Here is a 12,784-nt window from a genome sequence, read left to right as displayed (position 1 = left end):
CGGGCAGGTCGTGCGGGTGCGGGCGCGATCTGACCTTCCATCAGATTGGAACGTGTTCTAGTCTGCCGCGCATGGGGACGGGTAGCGACACCGCAATCGGCAGAGACGGCGGCATCGGAATCGGTGTCGGAGTCGGGATCGGAATCACGCAGGAGCAACGGGCGCTGGCGGACTCCGTGCGCGGCTGGCTGGCGCGCGCCGTGCCGCCCGAAGCCGTGCGCAAGCTGCTCGACGCACCCGGAGCCGGGGCCGGCGGACGGCCCGGGTACTGGGACGGGGCCGTGGAGCAGGGGCTGCTCGGCCTGCATCTGCCCGAGGAGCACGGCGGCGGTGGCGGAACGCTCCTGGACCTCGCCGTCGTACTCGAAGAGACCGGGCGGGCCGCGCTGCCGGGGCCGTATCTACCCAGCGCACTCGCCTCCGCCGTCCTCGCCCGCGCCGGGCGGGGCGATCTGGCGAACGCCCTGGGCTCGGGCGCACGCATCGGAGCCGTCGGCCTCGGCGCCGGCGGCCTCACCGCCGCCGAGACCCCGGACGGCTACCGCCTCGACGGGACCGCGCCTCCCGTACTCGGCGCCGGACATGCCGATCTGCTGCTGCTCGAGACGGGCCTCGGCTGGTTCGCCGTCGACGCCGAGGGCCTCTCGATCCGCGTGCACGAGAGCGCCGACCCGACCCGGCCCACCGCCGACGTCACGGCGCACGGCGTGACCGTGCCACGGGACCGCCTGCTGGATGTGGACACCTCCCTCGTACGGGACTGCGCCGCCGTGCTGTTCGCGGCGGAGTCGTGCGGGACCGCGGCCTGGGCGCTGGAGGCGGCCGCCGAGTACGCCAAGGTGCGCGAGCAGTTCGGGCGGCCCATCGGGCAGTTCCAGGGGATCAAGCACCTCTGCGCCGACATGCTGGTGCGGGTCGAGCAGGCCCGCGCACTGAGCTGGGACGCGGTCGGAGCCGTGGACTCCGAGGGGCCGGAGGTGCGTGGCCTTTCGGCCGCGCTGGCGGCGAGCGTGGCGCTGGACGCCGCGTACTCCTGTGCCAAGGACTGCATCCAGGTGCTCGGCGGGATCGGCTTCACCTGGGAGCACGATGCGCATCTGTATCTGCGCCGGGCGCTGGTCGCGCGGCAGCTTCTGGGACCCGGCGACCGGTATCGCCTGCGGGCGGTACGGCTCGCGGCGGGCGGGGCACGGCGCGAGCTGCGGCTGGAGCTGCCGGCGGAGGCGGACGCGTACCGCGGTCCCGCCCGGGCTGCGGCCGACGGCGTACGAGGGTTCGACCCGGCCGCGGTACGCCGTGCTCTCGCACCCACCGGGTACGCCGCCCCGCATCTGCCGGAGCCCTACGGCCTCGGCGCGGGACCGGTCCAACAGCTCGTCGTGCAGGAGGAGTTGCGGGCGGCCGGGGTGCGGATGAGCGACCTCGGGATCGCGACCTGGGTGGTGCCTTCGCTCCTCGCCTACGGAACACCGGCCCAGCAGGAGCGCTACCTGCGGCCGACGCTGCTCGGAGAGCTGCGCTGGTGCCAGCTGTTCTCCGAGCCCGGCGCCGGATCGGATCTGGCGAGCCTGCGCACCAGGGCCGAGAAAACCCGGGACGGCTGGCTCGTCAGCGGCCAGAAGGTGTGGACGAGTTCGGCCCGGCGGGCCGACTACGGCATCCTGCTCGCCCGCACCGACCCCGGCGCTCCCAAGCACCAGGGGCTCACCTACTTCGTCGTCGACATGAAGCGGACCGAAGGAATCGACATCCGGCCGCTGAAGGAGATCACCGGCGACTCGCTCTTCAACGAGGTGTACTTCGACGGCGCGCTGCTGCCGGACGACGCCGTGGTGGGCGAGGTGAACGACGGCTGGCGGGTCGCGCGCAACACGCTCGGCAACGAACGCGTCCACATGGCCGACCAGTTGACCTTCGGCACGGGCCTCGAGGCGCTGCTCGCTCGGGCGTCCGGCCTGGACGGTTCCTACCGCGCCCGGATCGGGGCGCTGGCCGCCGAGGCGCATGCCCTGGCCTGCATCGGTCTGCGCACCACGATGCGGCAGGTGTCGGGGCTCGAACCGGGCGCGGGCGCGTCCGTACGCAAGCTCGTCCAGACCGTGCACCAGCAGAAGACCGCCGAACTCGCTCTCGAACTCCTCGGTCCCGAGGGTGCGCTGGGCGAAGGGGCGGGCGCGCGGGCCGTGCACGGTTTTCTCATGTCGCGCTGTCTGACCATCGCGGGCGGCACCACACAGGTGCAGCTCAATGTCGTCGCCGAGCGGATCCTCGGCCTGCCCAGGGACTGAAGGAGCTTGTCGTGAAGAGCTACATCGTCGGCGTCGGGATGACGAAGTTCGAGAAGCCCGAGACCCGGGACTGGCAGTACTGGGACATGGCGAAGGAGGCGGGAACGCAGGCGCTTGCCGATGCCGGGATCTCGTACGACCTTGTCGAGCAGGTCCCGGTCGGCTACTGCTTCCAGGCGTCGACGGCCGGCCAGCGGGCCGCGTACGAACTCGGCCTGACCGGCGTGCCCGTCTACAACGTCAACAACAACTGCGCGACCGGTTCGACGGCGCTGATGATGGCGCGGCAGTTCGTCGAGGGCGGCATCAGCGACTGTGTGCTCGCGCTCGGCTTCGAGAAGATGAAGCGGGGTGCGCTGGGCGGCGGCGCGGACAGCGGTGACTTCAGTACTTCACCTGTGGCCCGGCACTACGGTGCGATGGCCGCGGCCCACGGCTTCGAGATGACCCCGCCGACCGCGCAGATCTTCGGCAACGCCGCGCGGGAGCACATGGAGCGGTACGGCACGACCGAGGCACAGCTCGCCGCGGTCGCCGCCAAGAACCACCGGCACTCGGCGGCCAACCCCAACGCGCAGTTCCAGGACGTCTGGTCGGTGGACGAGATCCTCGCGGCCAGGACCATTCACCGGCCGCTGACCAAGCTCCAGTGCTCGCCGACCTCCGACGGTTCGGCGGCCGCCGTGGTCGTGTCCGAGCGCTTCGTCGTACGGCACGGGCTGCACGAGCGGGCCGTCGAGATCGCTGCCCAGTCGATGACCACCGACACCGAGGAGTCCTTCGCCTCCGGCTCCTGCATCGATGTCGTCGGCAAACCGATGTCGCGGTCGGCCGCGCGCCAGGTGTACGAGAGCTCCGGGCTCGGCATCGAGGACGTCGATGTGATCGAGCTGCACGACTGCTTCTCGGTCAATGAGCTGCTGACGTACGAGGCGCTCGGCATGTGCGCGGACGGCGAGTCCGGCAAGCTCGTGGAGAGCGGCGCGACGACCTACGGCGGGCGGTGGGTGGTGAACCCGTCGGGCGGGCTGATCTCCAAGGGCCATCCGCTGGGCGCGACCGGACTGGCCCAGGCCGCCGAGCTGGTGTGGCAGTTGAGGGGCAAGGCCGGAGCGCGGCAGGTCGAGGGCGCGCGGGTGGGACTCGCGCACAACATCGGGCTCGGCGGGGCGGCCGTGGTCACTCTGCTCCGTAAGTCCTAGGACCAGGGCCGGGACCTTCCGTACATCGAAATCTCGATGTACGGACCACCGGCTGCCTGCGAGCATGACGGGCATGGTCCAAGCCCCCTCAGACACCGCAGCCGCCTCTGTCTCCGCCGCCGGCCGCCGCGCCATGCGCACCTGGCCGGTCGTACTCGCCGCCTGCGCCGGGCAGTTCCTCGTCGTCCTCGACGTGTCCGTGGTCAACACCGCGCTGCCGTCGATGCGCGCCGACCTGGGGCTGAGCGCCGTCGGGCTGCAGTGGGTGGTCAACGCGTACTCGATCGCGTTCGCCGGGTTCATGCTGCTGGGCGGCCGGGCCGGGGACATCTTCGGCCGCAAGCTGATGTTCCTGGTCGGGCTCGGGCTGTTCACCGCGGCCTCGCTCGCGGGCGGGCTCGCCCAGGAGGGCTGGCAGTTGCTGGCCGCGCGCGCCGGTCAGGGGCTCGGGGCCGCCGTCCTCGCGCCCTCGACGCTGACGATCCTCACCTCGGCGGTGCCCGAAGGACCGGCGCGGGCGCGGGCGATAGGCACCTGGACCGCCGTGGGTGCGGGAGGAGGCGCGGCCGGAGGACTCGTCGGCGGGGCGCTGACCGACGCCTTCAACTGGCGCTGGACGCTGCTGATCAATGTGCCGGTCGGCGCGCTGGTGCTGGTCCTGGGGATCTGGTGGCTCACCGAGAGCCGGGCCGGGGAGCAGCGGCGCCGGCTCGACCTGCCGGGCGCGGTGCTGGTGACGGCGGGCCTTGCGACGCTCGCATACGGCATCGTCCAGACCGAACAGGAAGGCTGGACCGCGCCGGCGACCCTCGTGCCGCTGGCCGCCGGGCTCGCGCTGCTCGGCCTCTTCGTCGCGGTCGAGGCACGGGCGAAGGCACCGCTGATGCCGCTGAAACTGTTCCGCGTGCGGTCGGTCTCGGCGGCGAACGCGGCGATGTTCAGCTGCGGCGCGGCCATGTTCTGCATGTGGTTCTTCATGACCTTGTACGCCCAGAACGTCCTCGACTACAGCCCTCTGGCCGCCGGGCTCGCCCTGATGCCCAGCTCGCTCGCCGTGGTCGTCGGCTCGAAGGCCGCACCACCGCTGATGCGCTCGATCGGCGCGCGCAACACCGCCGTACTCGGCACTCTGGTGAGCGCGGTCGGCTTCGCCTGGCAGTCGACGATGAACGCCCACGGCTCGTACCCGACGGCGATCCTGCTCCCCGGCCTTCTGATGATGCTCGGCGGCGGCCTCGCCGCGACCCCTCTCGCGTCCCTGGCCACCTCGGGCGCGGACCCGGGCGACGCGGGCCTGGTCTCCGGCCTGGTCAACACCTCCCGCACGATGGGCGGCGCACTGGGCCTCGCGGTCCTGTCGACGGTCGCGGCATCGAGAACGGCGGGCGCGACGGACCCGGAGTCCCTGACGGCCGGCTACGCACTGGCGTTCCGGACGGGGACCGGGGTGCTGCTGGCGGGCGTGGTGCTGATGCTGCTGTGGCTGCCGCGCGACGGCGCGAAGGATGCCGCTGAGGGATGAGGCAACGGTTTCCGTCCCTCACGGACTCCATTGTGTGAGGAGGTGCCCATGGGGGAGAAGCAGACGCTGGACGAGGAGTTCCAGCAATTCGCAGCAGTCCGCTGGCCAAGGCTGCTGCGCACGGCGTTTCTGCTGACGGGGGAGCAGCACGCGGCGGAGGACCTGGTCCAGTCGTCACTGGAGCGGGTTTATGTGGCCTGGCGCAGGGTGAGCGGGGCGGACGACCAGGACGCCTATGTCAGACGGGTCATGGTCAACGCCCATGCCCGCAAGCACCGCAAGCGGCTCAAGGAGTACCTGTCGCCGCACGACGACACCGGAATCGGCGGCGACCTGCCCGAGCGTAGTGACTCGATCGCGCAGGCCGACGACCGCGCGGTGCTGCTGCGTGCGCTGGTCCAACTGCCGCCGCGCCAGCGGGAGGCGGTGGTCCTGCGCTACTGGGAGGACCTTAGCGAGACCCAGGTGGCGGAGTGCATGGGGTGCTCGGTGGGCGCCGTGAAGAGCAATGCAGCCAAGGGGATCGCCAAGTTGCGCGCCATATCCGCGCTGGCGAGCGCAGTCGGAAGCCGAGGGAACTGATGATGGGACAAGAGCGGCAGAGCACGGCGGAGACAGCACTGGGTGCGGGGCTGGCGGAAGCGGCAGAGGGCGTGCGCATCGTGCCCGTGCCCACCGCGGCGGTGATGGCAGGAGGCCGCCGTCGCAGGGCGCGCCGTCGTGCCGCGGTGGCAGCACTCGCCGTGGCCGCGCTGCTGCCCGCGGGCGGCTTCGCGGTCGGAGCGGCGATGGACGACAAGGGAACGAGGAGCGCGGACGGCGTGGCGGCCCGGCCGACCGTTCCCGGCCTGCTGACGCCCGTCACTGTGACGGTGGCCACGCTGAAGTATCCGGACGGTGCGGTGCGGAAGGCGCAGGTCACGGTGTACGGGGCGCCACGCACGAAGGAGGAGTCGCTGCGGCAGCTCAAGTTCGCCGAGCAGCGCGGGGATGTACCCCGTGGGTGGTCCGAGGGAGTCGAGAAGAGAGCCAAATCCGGCGATGCCCGGGAGCTGCTTATCGGCCAGAACTGGTACGTCATCCACTACGCGGAGGGCAAGAAGCGCCAATTGCTTTCGGGCCCCGAGCGCGACGGTCGCGAGCGCCACGAGGACAGCAGCAACACCGAAACCATTCGCGGCAAGTACGTCGGCGTGTGGGTGGGCGCAGTCGGCAGCCTGTACAGCGCAGTGGAGATCGGCTGGGGCCCGCAGCCGAAGGTGAGGCCCAGGCTCGTTTCCGTTCCGGGGATCGACGTCAGGTTCTACGCGGCGGCCATTCCTGAGAACCCGGGCAGGTTGCACTTTGCGTACTACGACAAGGAGGGCAAGGTCGTCGCTCAGCGCTGAGCCGGCGACCGGTCGCCGTCAGAGCCAGCCCTGCTGCCGCGCCGCTCGCACCGCTTCCATGCGGTTGCGGGTGCCCGTCTTGCCGATCGCCGACGAGAGGTAGTTGCGGACCGTCGACTCCGACAGGTGCAGCGTGCCCGCGATGTCCGCGACCGTCGCGCCGTCCACCGAGGCGTTCAGCACATCCCGTTCCCGCGCGGTCAGCGGGCTCGGCCCGGCACCCAGGGCGGCCGCGGCGAGGGCCGGGTCGATGACCGTTTCGCCGCGCAGCACCGCGCGGATCGCCTCCGCCAGCTCCTCGACCGGTCCGTCCTTCACCAGGAAGCCCACCGCCCCGGCCTCCATGGCCCGCCTCAGATAGCCGGGCCGGCCGAACGTCGTCAGGATCAGCACCCGGCAATCGGGCACCTCGTCCCGCAGCTGGGCGGCGGCGTCCAGGCCGCTCACACCCGGCAACTCGATGTCCAGCAGAGCCACATCGGGCCGCACGTCGAGCGCCGTGCGCACGATCTCGTCCCCGCGGCCGACCTGGGCGACGACCCTGATGTCCTCCTCCATGCCGAGCAGCAGCGCGAGCGCGCCGCGCAGCATGCCCTGGTCCTCGGCGAGGAGGACACGAACGGACTGGGCGGCACGGTGGTTCTGAGGCATTTCTTCCACGTCGCAAGCGTATGTCCGATCAGCGCGGATGGACGCGACCGGGGCGGACCGGGCATCGGGTCGGCTCACACCGCGGGCCAGGTTTCCTGCAGCGCGTCCACCGGAAGTTCCGCCTGGACGCGGAAGCCGCCGCGGGCGGACGGGGCCGCCTCGAGGGAGCCGCCGGCTGCCGAGAGGCGTTCGGCGAGACCCTTCAGGCCCGTGCCGGCGGGGTCGGGTATCCAGTCGGCCGCGGTGGCACGGCCGTTGTCGCTTATCGTCAGGCGGACCTTGTCCTGTGTGCCGTCCACGGTGATCTCGCAGACCGTCGCGCCGCTGTGGCGTACCGCATTGGTCACCGCCTCCCGCACCACCCAGCCCAGCAGCGCCGCCGTCTGCGGTTCGAGCGGCGGACCCGACTGGCGTACGACCGGTTCGATGCCGGCCGCGGCGAGGGCCGAGCGCGCCCCGTCGAGTTCCGAGGCGAGGCTTCCCGCGCGGTAGCCGGTCACCGCCTCGCGGATCTCCGTCAGTGCCTGGCGGCCCACCGACTCGATGTCGGAGATCTGCGCCAGCGCCGCCGCCATGTCCCGCGGCCCGAGCCGCCTCGCCGCCTCCGACTTCACCACGATCACCGACAGCGTGTGACCGAGCAGATCATGGAGATCGCGGGAGAACCGCAGCCGCTCCCTCTCGACCGCTGTGCGGGCCAACTCCTGCCGGGTGTCGCTCAGTTCGCGGACCGTCTCGGACAGCCGCAGGATCGCCGCGGTCACCAGGCCGGAGAGCAGCGTGCCGTAGGCGATGCCGATCGCGCTCCAGCCGTCCCGCAGCCCCGCGACCAGTCCGGACGCGGCGGCCAGCGCGAGTATCACCGGGCCGATCCGCGGACCGTGCATCACCGCGCCCGTGGCGAGTCCCAGCAGCGGGAAGAAGAGCAGCCACACTCCGCCGTAACCCGCGGCGAGAGCGAAGGTGACCGCGCCCAGCGCCACCAGCAGCCACCGGGTCAGCGGCGCCTCCCGCGCGCTCTTGTCGAAGGCGCGGAAGACCAGCGCGATGTAGAGGGAGTTGAAGACCAGCACCCCGATGCCGCCGATCCACGGGTTCGGCGTCTTGCCCTGGAGCAGATTGGAGACCGCGCCCAGGCCCATCAGCAGCCACGGCAGCAGCGCGAAGCCGTTGGGCGGGCCGATGTGCTCCGGCCCTCGGACGAGCCTCCACCGCCGGCTCTTCCCGCACTCCGGCGCGGTGGACGTCGTCGCCGTGGAGTTCCTCGCTGTGGACTTCGCCGCTCTGGACATCGTCGCTCCTGTCACGCCGTGCGTCTGCTTCACGAGGATCCCGGTCTCTTTCATGAGGATCACGCTACGAAGAAGGTGGCAGGCCCCGGCAGATGCGCATGTACGGACTCGGCAGTGACAAATGTCCTGGGCGGCCCAGCAGGTGGGCCGCACATCTGACATAGCGTCAGCGGTCTTCCCAAGTATTGGGGGCTGCGTTATACATAGGGCCACCGACCCCTAGAACGCGTTCTAGAACGGCCGCGGGGCCGGTCCCGTACGACCTCGGTGCGGCCGACGGTGCGGACGGCCGCGCCGAGGTCTTCCACTCCTCAGGACTTCTCAAGACTCCTCAAGCCCCTCAAGGAGCAGCAGCCTCATGCCGATTGATGCCGCCAAGGCCGTCGCCGCCGAACCCCGCAGCGCCGAGATCCGCTGGGACCGCAAGGACGTCCAGCTCTACCACCTCGGCCTCGGCGCGGGCATCCCCGCCACCGATCCGGACGAACTGCGCTACACCCTCGAATCGAAGCTCCATGTCCTGCCGAGCTTCGCCACCGTCGCGGGCGCGGGCCAGGGCGGTGCCGGCGGATTCAACGTCCCCGGACTCGACATCGACCTGGCGTCGGTACTCCACGGCGGACAGACGGTCCGGCTGCACCGGCCGATCCCGGTCGCGGGGAAGGCCGTCTCGACCTCGCGCGTCGTTGCCGTCTACGACAAGGGCAAGGCCGCCGTCCTCGTCCTGCGCACCGAAGCGGCCGACGACGACGGGCCGCTGTGGACCAACGACTCCCAGATCTTCGTACGCGGAGAAGGCGGCTTCGGCGGCGAACGCGGGCCCTCCGCCCGCACCGAACTCCCGTCCCGCGAGCCCGACAAGACCGTCGAACGCCCTGTCCGCGAGAACCAGGCGCTGCTCTACCGGCTCTCCGGCGACTTCAACCCCCTGCACGCCGACCCCGAGTTCGCGGCGCTCGCGGGCTTCGACCGGCCCATCCTGCACGGGCTCTGCTCGTACGGAATGACGCTCAAGGCGATCGTCGACACCGTCCTCGGCGGCGACGTGGACCGCGTCAGCTCGTACACCACACGCTTCGCCGGTGTGGTCTTCCCCGGCGAGACCCTGCGCATTCGGATGTGGGCCGACGAGGGCCGCGTCCAGGCCGCGGTGACCGCCGTCGAGAGGGACGACGCGCCCGTCCTCGCCGACACCATCGTCGAGCACTCCTGAAAGGAACCGCACCATGCGAGCAGCCGTACTCCACGAGACAGGTCAGGACAAGCTGGAAGTCCTCGACGACATCGAGGCGGTGGGCTTCGGCCCCGGAAAGGTCAAGATCCGGGTCCGGGCCACCGGACTGTGCCACTCCGACGTCTCCGCGATGAACGGCGTACTGCCACAGCCCGCGCCCTTCATCCCCGGCCACGAAGGCGCGGGCGAGATCATCGACGTCGGCGACGGAGTCGGCGGCCTCAAGCAGGGCGACCGGGTGCTGCTGTGCTGGCTGCCCGCGTGCGGCAGCTGTCCCGCCTGCAAGCGCGGCCAGACGGAGCTGTGTCTGGCCGGCTTCATGAACGCGGGCACGCCGAACTTCAAGCGCCCCGGCGGTGACGTCTTCGGCTTCGCGGGCACCGGCACGTTCACCGAGGAGGTCGTCGTCGACGCCGGCTGCGCCGTGCCGATACCCGACGACGTGCCGTACGACATCGCCGCGCTGATCGGCTGCGGAGTGACGACGGGCCTCGGCGCGGCCATCAACACCGCCGATGTGGCGGTCGGTTCGTCGGTCGCCGTCATCGGCTGCGGCGGCGTCGGCATCTCCGCGATCCAGGGCGCGCGGCTCAAGGGCGCGGCCCAGATCGTCGCCGTCGACCCGGTCGCGAGCCGTCGCGAGGCCGCGCTCAAGTTCGGTGCGACGGAGGCCGTTTCGCCGGACGAGCTGGGCGACGCCAAGCAGCGGATCACCGCGGGCGAGGGCTTCGATTATGTCTTCGAGGTCGTCGGCAAGTCCGCCACCGCGCGCACCGCGTACGAGACGACCCGGCGCGGCGGCACGCTGTGCATCGTCGGGGCCGGAGCCATGGACGACTACCTCCAGCTCAACATGTTCGAGCTGTTCTTCGACGAGAAGCGGATCCTGCCGTCGATGTACGGCGGCGGAGACGTGCTCACCTCGTACGAGCGGGCCATCGCGCTGTGGCGGGCCGGCCGTATCGACCTCGAAAGCATGATCACGCACCGGGTGCAGCTCGCGGAGATCAACGACGCGCTGGCCCTGATGCGCACGGGTGAGGCACTGCGCACCTGCATCGAAATCTGATGCGCCACATTTCCGGAGAGGACCACTGAATGTCTCTGCCACTCGACGGCCTGTCCGCGATCGTCACGGGCGCGGGCCGTGGCCTCGGGCGTGCCGAAGCCCTCGAACTCGCCCGTCTCGGCGCGTCCGTCGTCGTCAACGACTACGGACGGCCGGGCCGGGACGGCTCCGGCGAGGCGTCGGCGACGCCGGCCGAGGAGGTCGCCGAGGAGATCCGCGCGGCGGGCGGCTCCGCCACCGCCCACCACGGCGACGTCTCCGACTTCGCGCAGGCCCGCGAACTCGTCGAACTGGCCGTCGCCGCCAACGGAAAGCTCGACATCCTGGTCAACAACGCGGGCATTCTGCGGGACCGGATGATCTTCTCGATGAGCGAGAGCGAGTGGGACTCGGTGATACGGGTCCACCTCAAGGGCCACTTCAACACCACGCACTTCGCGTCGGTTCACTGGCGCGAGCGCGCCAAGTCCTCCGGTGCGCCGGTGTACGGGCGGATCGTCAACACCTCGTCCGAGGCCTTCCTCGCGGGGTCGGCGGGCCAGCCGAACTACGCGGCGGCGAAAGGCGGCATCGTCGGGCTGACCACGTCCACGGCGCTGGCGCTGGCGAAGTACGGCGTCACGGCGAACGCGATCTGCCCGCGGGCCCGGACGCGGATGACTCAGGACGTCTTCGCCGGGTTCGCCGAGCCGACGGACGGCGGGCTCGACCTGCTGGCACCGGAGCATGTGTCACCACTGGTGGGCTACTTGGCGTCGCCGGCGGCCGGCCAGGTGAACGGCCAGCTGTTCGTGGTGCATGGAGGAATGGTGGCGATCGTGGAACGGCCGAAGGTGGCCGCCAAGTTCGACACCTCGAAGGAGGCGTTCAGCTTCGACGAGCTGGATGCGCTGCTGACGCCGCACTACGCGGGGCGGCCGGGGAACGAGACGTTCGCGGCGGCGGAGGTGCTGGGACTGAAGAAGGGCTAGGAGGCAGTTTCGTCGCGGTCTCTGAGCGGCACAGGATCTTCAGTGTGGCTCCACCCAGCCGTGCCGGATGGCGTAACCGCCGAGCTGCATCCGGGTCCGAACTCCGGCTATGTCCATGAGGTGGCGCAGGCGGCGGTGCAACGTGCGCGGTGACAGACCCAGTTGTGCCGCCGCCGTCTGGTCGGTCAGGCCGGCCAGGAGGAGCGCGAGAATCCTCCGGTCGACGTCGGTCGGGCCGTCCGCACCGACCTCGACGGTGGTTCCGACTTCTCCGCCGTTGCCGGACAGCTCGAGCGGGTGGGCGGTGCGCCATACCGTCTCGAACAGTGCGTCCAGCGCATCCAACAGGCCGCTGCGGTGCAGCAGCACGGCGCCGGGCTCTCCGGCCGGTGTGACCGCGAGCGGGACAAGTCCGAGGTCGGCGTCGGCCAGCACGAGTTTCATCGGCAGCTGGTCGGCGACACGCAGTTCCACACCACTGCGCAGTGAATCGATCGCATCCGTGACGATGCCCGGCTCTGCCAGCACGGCCCGGTCCAGCACCGCCCGGAAGTGCACGCCGCGGCCGATGGCCACCGGTTCGGCCGTGTTCTCGTCGGGCGGCACGGCGACGAACGGTGCGGTGATGAAGCTGCGGACCTGCGTGCGGGCTGCCTGCTGCACCTGCAGGAAGCGATGGCGGATGGCGTCGACGCCCGTGACGACCTCGATCAGGTCGTTGATGCTGCTCCCGGTCATCGCCGCCCGGTGTTCCTCGGCGAAGGTCACCAGTGCCTGCTCGGCCGTGCGCAGCCCGTCCCGGCGCTGGCTGATGAGAGCGCCGAGCGCCATGGCCGGCGGCGCGGCGGTGAACTCCTCGTCCGCCGACCTGGTCACCAGTCCCCAGCCGACCAGGCGGGACAGGGCCTTGTCCACGTCGGCCTGCGATGCGACGAGCAGATCCGACAGCAGCGTCGCGGTGGACTTCGGCCGCCCGAGCAGCGCCCGGTAGACGCGCTCGTCATCGGATTCGAGGCCCAGCACATCCAGCATCGGCGACCGACTCTCTTCCGCTTGCCGCAGCGGGGAGAGTATGCGCCATGGCGGCAGACCCTGAATAGTCCCTGGTGGGAGCGGGTGTGACGGGAAGGGCCCCGGGAAGTCGCCTCCCCGGGGCCCGGCAGTGCG

11 protein-coding genes are annotated in these 12,784 nt (G+C 70.9%); 8 read left to right on the top strand and 3 right to left on the bottom strand.

The genetic code is table 11. The features are described 5' to 3' along the window. Positions 1–71: 71 nt before the first annotated feature. From ACH4YL_RS30530 to ACH4YL_RS30510, 5 genes are all read left to right on the top strand, one after another. On the top strand, positions 72–2,288 hold the full coding sequence (locus ACH4YL_RS30530) for an acyl-CoA dehydrogenase (RefSeq protein WP_398510696.1): 2,217 nt from the start codon (positions 72–74) through the stop codon (positions 2,286–2,288). 11 nt (positions 2,289–2,299) lie between these two features. Continuing rightward, a complete protein-coding gene (locus ACH4YL_RS30525; RefSeq protein ID WP_398510695.1) occupies positions 2,300–3,490 on the top strand; it encodes a lipid-transfer protein in 1,191 nt (396 codons plus the stop codon). A gap of 64 nt (positions 3,491–3,554) precedes the next feature. Beyond that, positions 3,555–5,012, top strand: a complete 1,458-nt coding sequence (locus ACH4YL_RS30520; protein WP_398510694.1) for an MFS transporter — start codon at positions 3,555–3,557, stop codon at positions 5,010–5,012. Between the two features lie 48 nt (positions 5,013–5,060). Beyond that, positions 5,061–5,594: a SigE family RNA polymerase sigma factor gene (locus tag ACH4YL_RS30515; protein WP_398510693.1), complete on the top strand. Its 534-nt coding sequence runs from the start codon at positions 5,061–5,063 to the stop codon at positions 5,592–5,594. A gap of 2 nt (positions 5,595–5,596) precedes the next feature. Then, a complete protein-coding gene (locus ACH4YL_RS30510; RefSeq protein WP_398510692.1) occupies positions 5,597–6,400 on the top strand; it encodes a hypothetical protein in 804 nt (267 codons plus the stop codon). Positions 6,401–6,418: 18 nt separating this feature from the next. Here the strand turns inward: ACH4YL_RS30510 and ACH4YL_RS30505 are convergent, their stop codons facing one another. After that, positions 6,419–7,051, bottom strand: coding sequence for a response regulator (locus ACH4YL_RS30505; RefSeq protein WP_398510790.1), 633 nt, complete (start codon positions 7,049–7,051; stop codon positions 6,419–6,421). Between the two features lie 74 nt (positions 7,052–7,125). Then, a complete protein-coding gene (locus ACH4YL_RS30500; RefSeq protein WP_398510691.1) occupies positions 7,126–8,397 on the bottom strand; it encodes a sensor histidine kinase in 1,272 nt (423 codons plus the stop codon). Positions 8,398–8,701: 304 nt separating this feature from the next. On the opposite strand from ACH4YL_RS30500, the gene ACH4YL_RS30495 reads away from it, so the two are divergent. Genes ACH4YL_RS30495 through ACH4YL_RS30485 form a run of 3 tightly spaced genes read left to right on the top strand, consistent with a single transcriptional unit; the run spans position 8,702 to position 11,617 of the window. Then, positions 8,702–9,556: a MaoC/PaaZ C-terminal domain-containing protein gene (locus tag ACH4YL_RS30495; protein ID WP_398510690.1), complete on the top strand. Its 855-nt coding sequence runs from the start codon at positions 8,702–8,704 to the stop codon at positions 9,554–9,556. Between the two features lie 13 nt (positions 9,557–9,569). After that, positions 9,570–10,646: a Zn-dependent alcohol dehydrogenase gene (locus ACH4YL_RS30490; RefSeq protein ID WP_398510689.1), complete on the top strand. Its 1,077-nt coding sequence runs from the start codon at positions 9,570–9,572 to the stop codon at positions 10,644–10,646. A gap of 29 nt (positions 10,647–10,675) precedes the next feature. Then, positions 10,676–11,617, top strand: a complete 942-nt coding sequence (locus tag ACH4YL_RS30485; protein ID WP_398510688.1) for a 3-oxoacyl-ACP reductase — start codon at positions 10,676–10,678, stop codon at positions 11,615–11,617. A 39-nt stretch (positions 11,618–11,656) separates the two neighbouring features. Here the strand turns inward: ACH4YL_RS30485 and ACH4YL_RS30480 are convergent, their stop codons facing one another. Further along, a complete protein-coding gene (locus tag ACH4YL_RS30480; protein ID WP_398510687.1) occupies positions 11,657–12,649 on the bottom strand; it encodes a helix-turn-helix domain-containing protein in 993 nt (330 codons plus the stop codon). Between the last annotated feature and the right edge of the window lie 135 nt (positions 12,650–12,784).

Origin of the sequence: Streptomyces sp. NPDC020681, from assembly GCF_044334895.1 — a bacterium.
Taxonomy (GTDB): Bacteria; Actinomycetota; Actinomycetes; order Streptomycetales; family Streptomycetaceae; genus Streptomyces.
The sequence above is the reverse complement of the archived record's forward strand: the minus strand, read 5'-3'. Positions and strand labels throughout refer to the sequence as shown.